This is a genomic window from Rhodopirellula sp. JB055, assembly GCF_043100905.1.
Classification (GTDB): Bacteria; Planctomycetota; Planctomycetia; order Pirellulales; family Pirellulaceae; genus Rhodopirellula.
Genome location: NZ_JBICHO010000094.1, coordinates 1 through 16,315, shown reverse-complemented (window position 1 = coordinate 16,315; position 16,315 = coordinate 1). Strand labels below are relative to the sequence as shown.

Below are 16,315 nucleotides of genomic sequence, written 5' to 3'. Positions count from 1 at the left end.
CGGGTATTCGTCGCCATCGACGCTGTCATGTTCCAGCGGCGCGTACCAGATCGGCAGCGGGTCCATCACCGTCTTGAGGCGTTCGCGCAGATGATCGGGCGTGATCACGCGGCAGCGAACCGTCGTGGCGTCCTTGCTCACCACGTGCCAGTGCAGCAATCCACTGTCGACCAAGATCGTGCTGTCCAAATCAATCGCGCCAGGCAGCCCGGGATAGTTCACACTGACCCGCGATGTCCCATCGGGTTCGCGAGCCGATTGGTCAGGGCAGTCCGAGGTGAACAGCACCAGCTCATCCCCCGGTTTCAATTCGATGTTTTCCTCGACAGCCCCCGTCCGAATTTCCGGGCCCTTCACGTCCATCATCACGGCCACGTGACGTTGGATCTTCTTGGAAACGGCTCGGATTCTGCCGACAATTTCGCCGACCCACTCCGGCGTTCCGTGCGCCATGTTCAGCCGCATCACATCGACACCCGCTTCGATCAATGCCGCCAATTTTTCAGGCGATTCGGTGGCTGGTCCGATCGTGGCAATGATTTTGGTGTGACGGTAGTCCTGCACGGTTGCGTCTCAATGAGCGGAAAAAGAAATGACGAGGCGGCGAAGTGTCGCGGGCAATGGCTCCGCAAACAAGCTGCCGGACAACCAACGGCACACATCCCACCAATGCAACCTCAGTTGGTTGCATTTGCCTCCATTCCGTCATCAGAGCACAATGACGGAGAGTTCCACTGCGTCCGTCAATTTGGATTTGGCACGATGTCCCCTCTTGAAATGCAACCCACGTTCTCTATGGACTTCCCGATTCCGACTGACGCGATGGTCGCGGGAGTTCGCACGGCGATTGCCAAACTGGGCCCCGACACGCGAGCGGTTGCGGCGGGCAAGTGTTTGGAGATTGCACCACCACGAGACGAGACTCGATTTTGGTCGCCTCACCTGTCCGTCCAGTTCAGCGACGTGCAGCGGGATTCAGCTCAAAACGCGGTGGCACCCAGCGCCGACCAGAATCCCGAGTCGGGGCACGCCAACGACGTGGACTGCCAGTTGTTTGGCCGATTCTCACCGAGACCTGAAATTTGGACGTTTTGCATGTTTCTCTATTTCGCCATGGCTTTGGTGCTGTGCTGCGGATTGTTGGTGGCGTACGTGCAGTGGAGCCTGGGTGCGTCGATGACAGCCCTGTGGAGCGTGCCGATTTCGCTGCTGGTGATCGCCGGTTTGCACACCGCGAGCTTGATCGGGCAAGGGCTCAGCCGTCATCAGATGATTGAATTGCGGCAGCAGTTGGACCAGATTTTGGCTTTGGCGGTCTCGGAAACTCCCGCTGCGGAACGCCCCGCCTTGTCGACAGCAGAGCAAACGCCGACGATGCGGGTTGAAATCACGTCCTGATCCCTCTCATCTCTTTCCTCGCTGCCCCCCCTGGTTCCATGAGCGTTGCTGACTCCAGTGCTGCCGAAACATCATCGTCCGTTGGTGCTTTTTCGCCTCCGGGATACTACGACGCATTGGCTCAACAAGTCCTCGACGGCACGCCGATCACACGAGAGCAAGCGCTCGGGATGTTGGAAGCGTCTGATCTGGATGTGCCCGCGATCATCTCAGCCGGTTACCGAATCCGTCATCAGTACTTTGGCAACACCGTCCAACTGTACTTCTTGATGAACGCCAAGAGCGGGTTGTGCCCCGAGGATTGTCACTACTGCAGCCAATCCAAGGTCTCCGATGCTCCCGTTCCCAAGTACAACATCCTGAAACGCGATGCGTTGATGGACGCCGCCAAGGTCGCGGCCGAACGAGGTGCCAAGACCTACTGCTTGGTCATCTCGGCGCGAGGACCGAATGAGCGGGAAATGAAAGCGGTCGAAGAGATCGTTCCCGAGATCAAACAGAAATACAACCTCGACATCTGCGCCTGCCTGGGCCTGCTCGATGAATCTCAAGCGGCACGGCTGAAGGCTTGTGGTGTCGACCGAGTCAACCACAACCTGAACAGCAGTGAAACGCACTACGAAAAAATCTGCACGACCCACACCTACGAAGACCGCGTTCAAACGCTGCGTCACGTGCGTGATGCGGGCATGGAAATGTGCAGCGGCGGCATCATCGGGATGGGCGAATCCAAATCCGACATCGTGTCGATGGCGTTCGACCTCCAGGAACTTGGTGTGCAATCGATTCCCGTCAACATTCTCAACGCGATCGACGGCACGCCCTTGGAAGGCACCGCCGCGCTCACGCCTCAGGACGCGCTCAAAGCACTCGCCATGTTCCGGTTCGTGAATCCGGATCGTGAACTGCGAATCGCCGGCGGTCGTGAACTGCACCTGCGTCAGTTGCAACCGATGGGCCTGTACGTCGCCAACAGCGTGTTTGTCGGTGACTATCTGACGACCCAGGGGCAAGCGCCACAAGCGGATTACGACATGATTCGTGACCTCGGTTTCGATGTCACCGGTTCATGCGAAGAGCTGAGCGTCTGAGGTGGAAACCACCAATCGTCGTTCACGATTACAAGACGTTTTTGACACCGATGATCCAGTTGCCATCGTCACGGGCAGTGGTTCACCGCGAGTCGGTCGTGTCATCGCGGAAGAACTGTCTCGCCGCGGCTGCCACGTCGCACTGCACGCGAACACCAGCGTCGATGAAGCCCGGCACGCCGCCTCGCAGTGGAAGCAACGATTCGGTCGAGAAGCGAAGGTGGTGCTCGGTTCGCTTGAAGAAGACACGACCTGCGACGCGATCATCGATCAAACGCATCAGCACTTTGGCCGGCTCGACATCCTGGTCAACAGCGCCGCAATCTGGACGCCCACGCGATTGGAAAACATCACCGGCGACGAGATCCGCCGGTACTTCCAAGTCAACTCCGTCGCGTCCCTGCTGTGCGCCAGAGCGGCCGGTCGACACATGGTCGCTCAATCCCACGGTGGTTGCATCATCAACCTGGGTGACTGGGCCACGGTGCGACCTTACGCCGAACATGCAGCGTATTTCCCCAGCAAAGGCGCCATCGAGGTCATGACGCGATCGTTGGCGGTCGAACTCGGGAGCAGCAACGCGAATGTTCGAGTCAACTGTGTGCAGCCAGGACCGGTGCTCTTGTCCGAGGATGTCACCCAAGACACCGTCAATGAATTGGCCGACAGCACTCTGGCCCGGCGAGTGGGAACACCCGAGGACGTCGCTCACGCGGTCGGTTTCCTTTGTGAAAACACCTTTGTTACCGGAGTCTGTTTGCCGGTCGATGGCGGCCGCAGCGTCTTCGCCCCCGACGGACTTCAGATTGGCCGCAACACAGGTTGAACCTCGTGCCAATCATTGGATCACTGTGATACCATCCCGGATTCCATCCCGCGACGATTCCATCCCGCGACTCCCATCCCGCCACCTGATTCCTGCAACTCGGACGCACCTTCATCCAACGGACTGAACCAACATGACTGAATCCAAACCTGCCGCCAATTTGAAACCCGTGGAGCTGTACACCGATGGCGCCTGCAGCGGGAACCCCGGCCCAGGTGGATGGGCATTTGTGTTGCGTTGCCCAAGAACGTTGAAAGAGATCCAACGATCAGGCGGCCAACCTCACACGACCAACAATCAGATGGAATTGATGGCCGTCATCCGCGGGCTCGAGGCGCTCAAAGAACCCTGTGCCGTCGATCTGTACTCCGACAGCAAATACGTTGGGCAGGGCATGTCAAGCTGGATGGCCGGCTGGAAGAGTCGCGGTTGGAAACGCAAAGATGGCTCCAAATTGGTGCCTGTTAAAAACGTCGAACTCTGGCAAGAACTCGACCGTCAAATGCAAGCTCACCGAGTGACGTACCATCACGTCAAAGGTCACGCTGGGCACACCGAAAACGAGCTGTGCGACCAATTGGCCGTCGCGGCCTACCAGCAGTATCTCTAACACTGGCCGCACGCGTAAGATAAGGCAGTTGCGTCGGGCGGGCTTTGAAAAGTCTCGCTGTGGGGCCGCTCTTGGTGGTTGTTCTTGGTCTGGTCAGTAAGGTTGATATGTCGCAAAGCAAAGTCGTTGTCGTGGGTGCCGGCCCTGGTGGGTTGGCCTCGGCGATGCAGCTCGCCGCGGGCGGTTGCGACGTGACCCTCTTGGAACGCCGCGGGCAAGTTGGCGGCCGGACGTCCGCGATCGAAATGGATGGCTTTCGATTCGACTGCGGCCCCACGTTCTTTCTCTACCCACGCGTGCTCGACGAGATCTTTCACTCGACCGGCCATGACTTGATGGAAGAGGTCCCGATGGAGCGTTTGGACCCTCAGTATCGGCTGACTTTTGGTGGCGGTGGCCAACTCGATTGCACACCCGACATGGACGAGATGGATCGCCAGATCGCTCAGTTCTCACCGCAAGACGTTGGGCAATTGAAACGCTACATGGACGACAACCGGATCAAGCTGGAAAAGTTCCGTCCGATCTTGGAGTCACCGTTTCATTCCGCGATGGACGTGATGAAGCCGTCCTTGCTGGGCGCGGCCAAACACTTGCATCCGTTCCGCACGCTGGGCAAAGAACTCGAGCGCTACTTCAGCGACCCACGGCTCGTGATCGCGTTTGCGTTTCAGTCCAAGTACCTCGGAATGTCGCCGTTCAACTGCCCGAGTTTGTTCAGCATCCTGTCGTTTCTCGAGTACGAATACGGCGTCTTTCATCCCATCGGTGGCTGCAGCCGTGTGAGTGAAAAGATGGCCGAGATCGCCGAAGAGATGGGCGTGAAGATCCGGCTCAACGAACCAGTCGATTCAATCGAGATGGAAGGCCGACGAGTCCGTGCATTGCACACCGAAAACGATCGCTACGACGCGGATGCGTTTGTCGTCAACGCCGACTTCGCGGACTGGATGACCAAGACCGTTCCCAACGCTTCTCGCAAACGTTGGTCGGACGAACAGATTGCCAAGAAAAAATTTTCCTGCAGCACTTACATGTTGTACCTGGGCATCGAAGGTCTGTACGAAGACCTGCCACACCACAGCATCCACATCAGCAACGACTACAACCGCAACCTACGCGAAATTGAAACCGATCACGTTCTCAGCCAAGACCCCTCGGTGTATGTCCAGAACGCGGGCGTGACCGACCCGACGCTGGCTCCCGCCGGACACAGTTCGCTGTACGTGCTGGTCCCCGTCACGCATGACACCGAAAACGTTGACTGGTCCAAAGAAGCCGCCGGTTTTCGCGAACTGACGCTGAACAAACTTGGGGAACTGGGTCTGACGGATCTCCGTGATCGAATTCGCGTGGAACATCAAATCACTCCTGACGATTGGCAGAGCGACTACTCAATCTACAAAGGGGCCACGTTCAACTTGGCTCACAACCTGGGTCAAATGCTTCACAATCGACCACGCAACCGCTTCGAAGAACTCGATGGTGTTTACTTGGTCGGCGGCGGCACCCATCCGGGCAGTGGACTGCCGGTGATCTATGAATCCAGCCGCATCAGCTCGCGGTTGCTGTTGCAAGATTTGGGGATGGACACGGGTTTCATCGACGACTCCGCCCGTGGCGTTCCACCTCGTCCCGAGCCGGCCGTAGTGGGATAAGCTTCCGACCTAATGCTTCGGCTGCACAAGCTGGATGCCAGTTCCCCGAAGGCTCCACAAAACGAAGCCTCCACAAAACATGGCACTCCCAACACTGGCTCGCAAAGCGGCTAGAATCCTCGGTCTGAAATTACCTCCCAGATCCGTGCATTCATCACGAGCCCCACGTGAACATTCGATCGCCATTGCGACGCCGAACAAGCGTCTCCACTGCTGTTCCCTTCTGCATCGCAGCGTGCTTCGTCAGCCTGGCCACCACCATGTGCTCGGCCCAAACGCCCGCTTCGAACACAACGGTTCGTCCGTCGCATCCCAAAGCTCACGCGCACAACGACTACCTGCATGAGCGTCCGCTGCTGGACGCCCTCGACAACGGATTCCGCAGCATCGAAGCCGACATCTTTCTGGTCGATGGTGACCTCTGGGTCGCACATTCCACCTCAGAACTTTCCGCCGAGCGAACGTTGAAAGCGCTGTACCTCGATCCGCTGCGTCAGCGAATGCGATCCCACGCGAAGGATCCCTCGGTTTCGTTCCAAAGCGTCGAAGGCGATGGGCAACCCGTCACGCTGTTGATCGACCTGAAGTCGGATGGGGAATCCACCTACCGGGCGCTCAATCAACTGCTTTCGAAGTACGACGACGTGTTCACGCACGTCGATTCCGATGGCGTGCACCGTCGCGGGGTCACGGCCATCATCAGCGGCAATCGCCCCATCGAATTGGTGAGATCCGACTTGCCGCGGTTTGTCGGCGTGGATGGGCGACTCAGCGATCTGGAGAGCGATTATTCGGCGGACCTGATGCCGTTGATCAGCGACCACTGGGGCCGCAATTTCAAGTGGCGAGGCAAAGGAGAATTGCCCGCGGCCGACCGAGAAAAGCTGAGCCGGATCCTCGATCAGGCCCACCAGAAAAATCGCCGAATTCGGTTCTGGGCCACGCCTGACCACGAATCCGCCTGGGAGGTCCTACACGCCGCCGGAGTCGACCTGATCAACACCGACGACCTCGAGGGACTCAATCAATTCCTGCAGTCAAAATGAGGGATCGCGGGCCAGCGATACTTGAGGAAATCCCGGAACCACTGTCGAACCCGCCTGATCGGCGAGATTCCTTGGTCGACCAGTAAAATTCCGACTCTTCGGACTTTGGCAGCGTAAGGTGGGTGAATACGCCGCACCAAGCATGCATAATGTGTATGTTTCCCCAACGTCCTACCTTCCTCTCCCTTCCACAGGCCCGCCATGAAACCTGCCCCCACTTCCTCCGCCCGTGCCTCGCGAATCAACCGTCGTCAGTTCACCGCGACCGGAATCGCGGTCGGGGCGGCCTTCGGTGTTCACACCAGTCGATCCGCGTCCGCCCAAGCCACCTCGCCCAACGAGAAACTCGGCGTGGCAATCTGTGGCGTCAACAGTCGCGGTGGAGAGCACATTCGCGGATTCGACAAAGACCCTCGCACCGAAATCCGAGTGTTGGTCGACATCGATGAAAAAGTTGGCAACAGCCGTGCTGACAAAGTCGCCGATTTGCAGGGACTTCGCCCCAAAGTCGTCAAAAACTTTCGCGAAGCCTTGGACATGGATGAGGTGCAGATCCTGACCAGCGCCACGCCCAATCACTGGCACGCGTTGATGGGCGTCGAAGCGATGCAAGCCGGCAAAGATGTCTACATCGAAAAACCGATCAGCCACAACATTCACGAAGGCCGTGCCCTCGTCGCCGCAGCAGCCAAGTATGGCCGCATGTTCCAAACCGGTACCCAGTGCCGTAGCAGCTCCGGCATTCGCGAAGGCATGCAGTTCCTCGCGGATGGTGGAATCGGCGAAGTCAAACTGGCTCGCGGCCTGTGCTACAAACGACGCAAGTCGATCGGTCCTTTGGGCGACTATGAAATCCCCGCAGGCGTCGACTTCAATCTTTGGAGCGGACCAGCGACTTACACCGACCCCAAATTGACCCGTCAACGTTTCCACTATGACTGGCACTGGCAGCGTCACTACGGCAATGGTGACTCCGGCAACCAAGGCCCCCACCAAACCGACGTGGCACGCTGGGGACTGGGACTGGAACGCCACCCCAACGCCGTGCTGACTTACGCCGGACGATTGGGCTACAAAGCGGAACGCAAAGACCCCGACTACGTCGACGCGGGTGACACGGCCAACACGCAAGTTTCGATTTACGATTACGGCGACAAAACCATCGTGTTTGAAACACGCGGCTTGAGCGTCGATGAGTCGGCTGATCAAGAAATCAACGAGTTGTTCGGTTACAGCAAAGGCAACAAGATCGGCGTCATCTTCTACGGGGAAGACGGCTATCTCGTGCAGGGCCCGAACTACAACCGCTGTGCCGTGTTCGACAAACAACGCAAATTGGTGCGTGAATTCAAGGCGACGTCGAGCGTCGGAGACGCCCACTTTGCGAACTTCCTCGATGCGGTACAGTCTCGAGTTGCCTCGACGCTTCACGCGGATGCACGCTGCGGTCATCTGTCCGCTGCGATCGCTCACCTGGGCAACATTTCGTACTACGTTGGTCAAGAAAACCGGGTCGATCCCAAAACGATCTCCGAGTCACTCGCGAAAATTTCGTCGCTGGATGACGATCAAGCCACACTCGACCGAACGCTGCAGCACCTTCGGGACAACAACGTTGATCCGGAAAAAGAGCAGCTCTCACTCGGCCCGGTGCTGAAGTTTGATCCCGAGGCGGAAACCTTTGTCGACAACGACGAAGCCAAAGCGATGGAAACTCGCGAGTACCGCGATGGATTCGTCGTTCCCAGTGCGGCTGACGTTTGATTTTCCAAACCTCTCGCAACGGTCCCTGATGTGAACGAAGCTGAAACGATTCGATATCACGCCGCCCAAAATGGGCGGCCCGCAGAACTGGATCTGCTGGATCAAACCAAGTTGCCCGGGTCGCTGACGCGTTTGGTCTGCACGACCATCGACCAAACGCACGACGCGATCCAACGATTGGTCGTTCGCGGCGCGCCTGCCATCGGCATCGCCGCCGCATACGGGGTCACCCTGACCCCAGTCGATGTGGACGCAAACTCGAAGCTGGCAGAAGCACAGGCTCAGTACCGGCAAACGATCGACCACTTGGCGACCAGCCGCCCCACGGCGGTCAATTTGTTCTGGGCCCTGGACCGGATGCGAGCCATCGTGGACGGATTCTCAGGGGACGTCGCCGAACTTCGCAAGCAATTGGTCACCGAGGCCATCCGCATCCACGAGGATGATCGCGAAATGTGCCGGTCGATTGGCCGGAACGGCGCGACACTGCTGGCGGATTGCACTCGCGTCATGACCCACTGCAACGCCGGAGCACTGGCCACGTCGATGTGGGGCACAGCTTTGGCACCGATCTACCACCTGCAAGAATCCGGTCACACGCTGCAAGTTTTTGCCGATGAAACGCGTCCTTTGCTGCAGGGAGGCCGTCTGACGGCCTGGGAACTGCATCAAGCTGGAATCCCTGTGACCGTTTGCACGGATTCCATGTCCGGCAGCCTGATGCGGCAGGGACAAGTCGATGCCGTCATCGTGGGAGCCGACCGGATCGCGGCCAACGGCGACGTGGCCAACAAAATCGGCACCTATCCGCTGGCGGTGCTGGCGAAACACCACAACATCCCATTCTACGTCGCCGCCCCGACGAACACATTCGACGCCGAACTCGAATCGGGCGATCTGATTCCGATTGAGCAACGCAGCGGTGACGAGGTCTCCTACCCCTGCGGAACCGACTCGCCGCGGCAAACTCCCGAGGGTGTTGCGGTTGTGAACCCAGCATTCGATGTCACGCCGGCCGACTTGATCACGGCGTTGATCACTGAAAAAGGCTTGATTTCAGAGCCCAACACCGAAAAAGTTCTGGCTCATCTGCGTGCGTGACCAAACGTGTCACGCCGGCAGCAGATACTACTTGTGTGGACGAGAGAGTCAGTTGTCTCAGGGTGAGACGGCCTCTCGTTTTGAAATGAGTTTGGAAAGACATCAACCAGATGGTTGGTGATCAATCTGATTCAGATCGGTTCTCAACCCAGTTCGAAGCTCGCCCAGCACGCTACTTTTGAGCACAAGCGAGATTATTGCGAGGATTCGGGAGTTTGGGCGAACTTTATGGCGCATGCATTGCTCATTAAAGTTTCCTCACGAAGCCGAGTGCTTCCAGTTGCAAACGGATTCGACATCAACCCTCTCTGTCATGAGACGTTGATCTCGAACGACGAACTTTGAAACGATTTTCAAAACACGAAAAGCATCCCATCGGGAAAGGATTCAGAAATGTTGGTACTCAGTCGAAAAGAAGGCGAAAAACTGGTCATCGGTGACAACATCGTGATCACGGTCAATCGCATCGCAGGAAATCGTGTGGCCATCGGCATCGAAGCCCCTCGCGAAGTTTCCATCGTTCGCGGTGAATTGGACAAGAAGGAGAGCGTTCCTCCGGTTCAGCAGCACAAAGCGGGTGCTCCGAATTCCGCGATGTTGGAGCACGACATTGCTGTTGCTGGCCAAGCCGAACGTTGATTGCCGCTCTCTCACACTGAGTCCCACCCCACTTGCGACGTCGCCTTCCATTGGCGATCGGCGAGTGATCAACCGCCGATGATGTTCGGCACTTGATCGATCAACGAGTGTTGAACGAACAAGTCCCGCAACTGTGCTATCAGGGACCAGTGTGAACATGCGGTTGGTTGAAAATCGCTCACTGCGTGGGCTACGCTTTGCGATTTCTGAAAAAATCCGCGTTCCAGTACAGCCTCGAAGACGTTTCCGCCCGTGCACGCCGCTGCTCACGACCTCGCTATCGCGATCGTGCCGCTTGCTGAACATTTTCAGTCCGAGAAACCCGGCCACTCCGCTCGCGTGTCTTCAGCCGGACACGTTCTACACGTGAGAAACGCAATCATCACGCTGGATAGGGGCTGATCCGACTGATCGTCAGGTGCCCCGAGAAACATCGCTCCACGTCGGTCCCCAATGTCCGTGGTCGTCCATGGAAATCTGATTGGATTCGGATGGGCTGCCGATTCAGCTCTGCCACTGCTTCGCTCGCATTCTGAGACTCAGCGTCGCTGTCCGCTCGTATTCCGGACCGCTGCATCGGCTTCCGCTCCACCTCGCAGTCCAACACGGATGGCATCTGTGTCGCTGGATCAATTGCTGGCAAATTAACATTCCACAATTGTCCCGGCCGATGATCCGACTCCCCGCCGGCACGTTCTGATTCTTCTCGTTCCGAGAAGGCAGAGTCCTCCAACAACGAAGTGTCGTTGAAGAAGGAATCCAATACAGGTTTGAGCCAGCGGCCCGTGTGGTCCCAAGTCTTGGGCACATCCGGTCGGCGGTAGTGAGAAACCGCCATGCTGTGAACGCCATGAAGCGCCGCCTCCCGTGCCGCGGCAAAGGTTCCGCTGACCAGCAAATCGACGCCCAAGTTCGCCCCCGCATTGATCCCTGAGAAAACCACCGACGCCCGGGGACACAGCACCGTCATCGCGGATCGCACGCAATCCACAGGTGTCCCGTCGACAGCAAACCATCCCGTCTTGATTTCGGTGACGGTGAGGTCCCGCGTCGTGGTGACGCTGTGCCCACATTCACTGCGGCCGCGATCGGGTGCGACCACCGTGATCTCATACCGATCCAGGTTTCCTGTCGCTTGGATCCACTGTGTGATGGTGCGGTGCATCGCGAGCAAACCGGGCGCGTCGATCCCATCGTCATTGGTCAAGAGAATCGCGTTGCGTTTCATCAATTCGGTAGGTGCATTCGTCTGACGGGATTCTTGAAACGTGATCCTCGAACCATCCGCTTCAGCGTGGTTTGCGACGGATCAGAGCTTGTGTCGCGGACACCAACGATGGCATCTCACTGGGACGCGGATCGGGGGGAATTTGCACAAAGTAGTTCGCATCGATTCCCATCACTTCCCGACGTGTGGCGGATCGACGTGGGTCTTCGTCCAAGAACAACGAAGCCATTTCAAAATCCCGGTCCCACAGAATCTGGTCCGCCAGCGATTCGATCAGATCGCTCCAAGCGAAACTGTCGAGTGAATGCAAATCAGGAATTCGGAATTCTGTCGACAACTCCTCGTCCGCTTGGATCACGTCGTCGGATGGCGAATCGATCCCCAACAAGTCATCGCGGACCAAGCATTCGATCGCAGCGTCCCGAATCAACTGCCGCCAGTGAACATTGTTGACATCCAATGACAGGTCCAACTCCATTTCCACATGGTGGTGCAGTTCGGCGAACAGCGCTGCCACGGTGGCTTCGGCAATTGCACTCAGGGTCATGCCTTCGGGAGTGGGCTCAAGCAAGTGATGAGCAACATCATGCAGGAGCGCGATCTGTTGCTCGCTGTGAAGATTGTCGAACAGTTCAACGCCTGTGTCACAGGACCAATCGGCATCGGGTTGCCACTCTTCGTCAAACTGAAGCAGCAAGTCCTCGAGCAGCGATTCGATCAATCGCTGCATCAATTCCGCTTCGGCACCTTCGAGCGTGCGATCGCCTTGGCTAGTGTGCCACATGGTCGTACCGATGGATGGTTTGATGGAACGGCATCTACGAAAAAAGGCCACCGATCTGACTCGGTGGCCTCAGCATACTTCACAGCGTCACTGCCGGGCTAGCCGCCGGCGATTTCGTTCACGATTTCGTCGTAACCTCATTCCCATTCAATGGAAACGAGCTCTCAACCAGCCAAGCGATCCGCGGCCCGACGCGTGGGCCGGGTGCGAGCAGCTTTTTCAGCATTTGCAGCAGCCTCTGCAAATTGATGCACGTGCACATCCATTTGAGGAAAGGGGATACCGATTTCAGCAGCATCGAGCTGCGTCTTGATTTCGCCGGTCAACGCTTCGGTCATCGGCCAAAAATTGGATCCGGCGACCCACATGCGGACCTTCCAATTCACGGCGCTGTCACCCAAACCAGCCAGCACGACGGCACTGCCACGATTTTCACCTTGAATGACGTTGGCGGCCAACTGATCCACCGCTTTTTGCAGTGCAGCACGGGTGGTCTGCAGATCGGCGGAGTAGTCCACACCGACGGGCACTTCCACGCGGCGATGTTGGTGATGACTGATGTTCTCGATCGTACCACCGGCAATCGCACTGTTGGGAACGATGATGCGTCGGTTGTCCGGGGTGTCCAAAGTCGTTGTGAACAAATCGATCTCGTCGACCTTGCCTGTCACGCCTGCTGCGTTGACAACGTCACCGACTTTGAATGGACGAAACACCAACATCAAAACGCCCGAGGCGAAGTTGCTAAGCGTTCCTTGAAATGCCAAACCAACCGCAAAGCCGGCGGCAGCGAGCATGGCGGCCAATCCGCCGAGCGGCGCGCCCAACTTCGTCAGCACAGCCCCGACGACAGCGAACATCACCGAGTAGAACACCATCTTGCCGACAAACTTGCCAAGTGTTTCGTCCACGCGTCGACACACCGGACGACTGATGACTCGCATCAAATACTTGGCTGCCAAGTATCCAATGAAGACGATGAACAACCCGAGTCCCGCCGAAAGCACCGCGGGTGCCAAGTGCGTGGTGGCGTAATCGGTCAAGCCATCGAAGTTCCCTTCGGTCATCTGATTGACCAAGTCCGATGTGGCATCCGCAAAACTTGTCGGCGGAACATCGGTGGCTCCCAAGTTCAACTCGGAAGCAAGGTTGGAGGATGAAATCGAATTTTCAGACATAGCGAATCACAACAGCGCACGGGGCGAAAAGGGGAGGTACGTTCTGCAGAACGTCGATACCTCATTCGGGCGAGGGGATTCAAGATCGATGCACAAGTGTTTCGTGCTCTCAGTCGGTTGTATTTCTCACCCATACCGATTCACGCAAAATCGTTTGCATTGGCAAACGCATGTACGCATCCCGTGCAGGACGATTGGTCCGATCCACGGCGAGAATCATGCGGGCCGCTGATTCTTCCCGACAACACTGCAGCGCCAACGAAAGGATGTCACGCGAAAAACCGAGACCTCTCGCATCAGGAATCACTCCCATGTAAACCACTTCCAACACCACCGCTGGGTCGCCTTGATGACGCGCCATCAACAAGCAACCGACCGGTTCATCACCTGGTTGTTCAGACAACATGAACCACAAATCCGGTGCGTACGTGGGAGCCTCTTGATAGCTGTCCATGATCTGCGTCGCACTTCGAAATCGCTCCAAGTTGGGACAATCCATCGACTCTTGGTAGGTTCGCTGGACCAGCGTCTGCATCGTCTTCCATTGCTCCTCATCCTCGACGTCCATTGGCCGAGCGTGCAACTTCGCAGGAGCGTCCAATGACTCCAACGAAAACGAATCCGTGAGGTCGAGGGCCAGATACTCCAGGTCACCCACTTTGGAAAACCCCATCCACTCGGGCCAAGCACTCGGGGAATCGTCTGAGGCAGAGGCCGCTGAAGAAGCCTCCTTGGGTGGCCAAGCCGTGGCCCACTGCAAAAACTGAATGCCCCGCTGCTTGCAGATCCGACCAAGTGTCCGGCCGAGCCCCTCGGCCAATTGTGAATTTTGCGATACTTGCCGCTTGGGCCAGTTCGCCTGTGGGGCTGGCAAGGTGATCGGCCCGGCGTGCAGCACCGTCGCCATATCGCTGCCGGGCGTTCCAAGTACGATCGCAATCGCGTCGGAAGTCTCGCTGACAAGCAAAATCAGTTGGTCGGTGACCTGCCGCGAAATCGCCGAGCGAATTTGGTCGGTGACCATCACCGCCCGGGCTGGCGGGATCACGGCGAGCGCCGGAGGCAGCAAAGCAGGCAGTTCCGCCAAGGAAAACGGCCGAAAAACCGGTGCCTGGTTCGCCCCGACACCAAGATCGGCCGCCCGAGTCCCATTGGAAGCCTCGTCGAGCCCGAATCGGTTGGCGTTCCCCATCATTCTCTCTATGATCGATTGACCGCGTCCTTCTGAGTCCGCTCCCTCACGTTGGGGAGCCATGTTTCGCAGGAACCTTCCGTCCTCCGAAAAGGGCCTGACGCTCTCCGGCAAGGCCGCACACTACACCAAAACCGCACGCCTCCAAAGGTCAGCCCCTTTTCGGATCGCGTCTCAAGTGGAGATACAAATGCTTCGATCACGTCGACGCTCGAACTGGATACGCTGGGCCGTTTGCCTATCGATCGTTTCGTGCACTCATGCGATCAACGCTCCGGATGCGTCGGCCCAACGTCTGCTGGAACGATTGCGGAACCGCATCCAATCGCCTCCGCCATCGCCGCTGGCGCAACCACGCTACCAAAATCCCGCTGCAGCCAGCCGCGGCACTGCCTCACGGAATCGAACCCTGGCAACGCCCGTCCCCAGACGCAATTCGTCCACCGTTCGGCGCACACCATCGACGCAACGAAGCACCTCCGCAGCCAACGCCACCAACAATCGCGCAGGTGAAATCGCCTCCGATGAGATTCAGTTCGGCATGCGAGTCTCACCGGCAGTCGTCGGCGGTTACGAAGGCCTTCGTGTGGACGGCTTTTCATCGGAATCTCGAGCGGATGAAGCAGGCGTCCGTCCCGGTGACTTGATCGTCGCGATCGGAAACTCTCGAACACGCACGCTCGACGATGCGGTTTCAGCACTCGAAGATGTCCCCTCCTCACCCGGCCAAGAACCTGCCGTCTCCATGCAGTTGTTTCGCGGCGGACGGTTGTATCGCGGGAATGTTCCTGCGATCGCCAGCCCACGAGTCGCTGCCAAACCTCCCCTCACGCTCCCCGGTTCCGACCGAAGCGTTCTGGACGATCCCAACCGCGATTCATCATCCACCAACGAATTGCCCACGCCACAACTTCCACCACCGGCATCGCAACAACTTTCACCACCCTCCAATCATGGAGCCCCCACGCTCGCACGATCACGTGGTTCCCTCGGCATCGAAGTCCGCGACGCGACACCTCAACGAGGCGTTTTGGTCGTGACGGTTCCTGACAACACAGCAGGCAAAGCCGCGGGACTCGCCGTCGGCGATCGAATTGTCTCTGCCTCCGGTCGGCTCGTTCGTGGCACCGACGACTTGCTGCGTGAGATCGCGATCCTCCAACCGGGCGACGAGATTGAATTCGGTTTGGTTCGGGGCGACGACCTGCTTCAAAAGCAAATCGAAATGGGAGGTCCCGGTGGCGTCCCCACACGATCAGCCATCGCGAATTCGAAACCGGATGCCGCAAGTGCAGACGCTCAAGCGGCCGAGACCAACGCTGCCAACTCCGGCGGTTTTCTTGGCGGGATGGGTTCTGTGTTCGGCAAGATGCTCGGTGGCGACGCATCCAATCCACCACCTGCCAGCGAAGAACTGCCCGCGCCCGCCGCCGAACCCAAGGCGTCTTTCACGCTCCCAGCACCGACCGCCGAAGTTGATCCCCTCGCGTTGCCAGACGATTCAGCGGCAGCCATTGCTGAACCCCTTCCGCCCGCGACCCCCGCTCCGATGGCTGAACCAGACGCTTTGCCCGCTCAAACCAAGTCACCCACGGTGGAAGAACTGAAACGCGAAATCGAACGCTTGAAACAACAACTGCAAGCCAAGGAGTGAGGCCCTGCAGATGTTAACTGCTGTGTTGCCATGCGTTTATCATCACCCTCCCCCTCGGAGGGCCGAGCGAAGCGAGGGGAGGGTCGAGCATCGGAACCAGCGCGTAACCCTCCCCGGCCCGAAGCGGGCCGACCTTCCCAAAGGGA

Annotated in this window: 15 protein-coding genes; 10 read left to right on the top strand and 5 right to left on the bottom strand. The window is 58.0% G+C overall.

Features of this window, described 5'->3' with window-relative positions; genetic code table 11:
• Nucleotides 1-564: pyruvate kinase (locus ACF8AM_RS03780; RefSeq protein WP_392554352.1), on the bottom strand; the 564-nt coding region annotated here is incomplete at its 3' end.
• A gap of 198 nt (nucleotides 565-762) precedes the next feature.
• Between ACF8AM_RS03780 and ACF8AM_RS03775 the strand changes: the two genes are divergently transcribed.
• The 9 genes from ACF8AM_RS03775 to ACF8AM_RS03735 all read left to right on the top strand — a co-directional run bounded on the left by ACF8AM_RS03775 (nucleotide 763) and on the right by ACF8AM_RS03735 (nucleotide 10,133).
• Nucleotides 763-1,398 carry a hypothetical protein gene (locus ACF8AM_RS03775; protein WP_392554351.1) on the top strand — a complete coding sequence of 212 codons (636 nt, stop codon included), beginning with the start codon at nucleotides 763-765 and terminating at the stop codon, nucleotides 1,396-1,398.
• Nucleotides 1,399-1,436: 38 nt separating this feature from the next.
• Entirely contained in the window at nucleotides 1,437-2,489 is a 1,053-nt protein-coding gene (gene bioB / locus ACF8AM_RS03770) for a biotin synthase BioB (RefSeq protein WP_392554350.1), read from the top strand.
• Nucleotide 2,490: 1 nt separating this feature from the next.
• Complete coding sequence (locus ACF8AM_RS03765) at nucleotides 2,491-3,315, top strand: SDR family NAD(P)-dependent oxidoreductase (protein WP_392554349.1); 825 nt, start codon at nucleotides 2,491-2,493, stop codon at nucleotides 3,313-3,315.
• 133 nt (nucleotides 3,316-3,448) lie between these two features.
• Nucleotides 3,449-3,925 (top strand): ribonuclease HI, encoded by a 477-nt coding sequence (gene rnhA / locus ACF8AM_RS03760; protein ID WP_392554348.1) that lies wholly within the window; start codon nucleotides 3,449-3,451, stop codon nucleotides 3,923-3,925.
• 107 nt (nucleotides 3,926-4,032) lie between these two features.
• Entirely contained in the window at nucleotides 4,033-5,583 is a 1,551-nt protein-coding gene (locus ACF8AM_RS03755) for a phytoene desaturase (protein WP_392554347.1), read from the top strand.
• Between the two features lie 167 nt (nucleotides 5,584-5,750).
• Complete coding sequence (locus ACF8AM_RS03750) at nucleotides 5,751-6,629, top strand: phosphatidylinositol-specific phospholipase C/glycerophosphodiester phosphodiesterase family protein (protein ID WP_392554346.1); 879 nt, start codon at nucleotides 5,751-5,753, stop codon at nucleotides 6,627-6,629.
• A gap of 201 nt (nucleotides 6,630-6,830) precedes the next feature.
• Nucleotides 6,831-8,393 (top strand): Gfo/Idh/MocA family protein, encoded by a 1,563-nt coding sequence (locus ACF8AM_RS03745; protein WP_392554345.1) that lies wholly within the window; start codon nucleotides 6,831-6,833, stop codon nucleotides 8,391-8,393.
• A 30-nt stretch (nucleotides 8,394-8,423) separates the two neighbouring features.
• A complete protein-coding gene (mtnA, locus tag ACF8AM_RS03740; protein ID WP_392554344.1) occupies nucleotides 8,424-9,494 on the top strand; it encodes an S-methyl-5-thioribose-1-phosphate isomerase in 1,071 nt (356 codons plus the stop codon).
• Between the two features lie 393 nt (nucleotides 9,495-9,887).
• Complete coding sequence (locus tag ACF8AM_RS03735; protein ID WP_392554343.1) at nucleotides 9,888-10,133, top strand: carbon storage regulator; 246 nt, start codon at nucleotides 9,888-9,890, stop codon at nucleotides 10,131-10,133.
• A gap of 382 nt (nucleotides 10,134-10,515) precedes the next feature.
• Here ACF8AM_RS03735 and surE read toward each other — a convergent pair whose 3' ends face one another.
• The 4 genes from surE to ACF8AM_RS03715 form a co-directional block, all read right to left on the bottom strand.
• On the bottom strand, nucleotides 10,516-11,361 hold the full coding sequence (surE, locus tag ACF8AM_RS03730) for a 5'/3'-nucleotidase SurE (RefSeq protein ID WP_392554342.1): 846 nt from the start codon (nucleotides 11,359-11,361) through the stop codon (nucleotides 10,516-10,518).
• 61 nt (nucleotides 11,362-11,422) lie between these two features.
• Nucleotides 11,423-12,145, bottom strand: a complete 723-nt coding sequence (locus ACF8AM_RS03725; RefSeq protein ID WP_392554341.1) for a hypothetical protein — start codon at nucleotides 12,143-12,145, stop codon at nucleotides 11,423-11,425.
• Nucleotides 12,146-12,309: 164 nt separating this feature from the next.
• Nucleotides 12,310-13,323 carry a mechanosensitive ion channel family protein gene (locus tag ACF8AM_RS03720; protein ID WP_392554340.1) on the bottom strand — a complete coding sequence of 338 codons (1,014 nt, stop codon included), beginning with the start codon at nucleotides 13,321-13,323 and terminating at the stop codon, nucleotides 12,310-12,312.
• A gap of 109 nt (nucleotides 13,324-13,432) precedes the next feature.
• Entirely contained in the window at nucleotides 13,433-14,578 is a 1,146-nt protein-coding gene (locus tag ACF8AM_RS03715; protein ID WP_392554339.1) for a GNAT family N-acetyltransferase, read from the bottom strand.
• A 127-nt stretch (nucleotides 14,579-14,705) separates the two neighbouring features.
• Between ACF8AM_RS03715 and ACF8AM_RS03710 the strand changes: the two genes are divergently transcribed.
• Nucleotides 14,706-16,169, top strand: coding sequence for a PDZ domain-containing protein (locus ACF8AM_RS03710; RefSeq protein WP_392554338.1), 1,464 nt, complete (start codon nucleotides 14,706-14,708; stop codon nucleotides 16,167-16,169).
• Nucleotides 16,170-16,315: the final 146 nt, after the last annotated feature.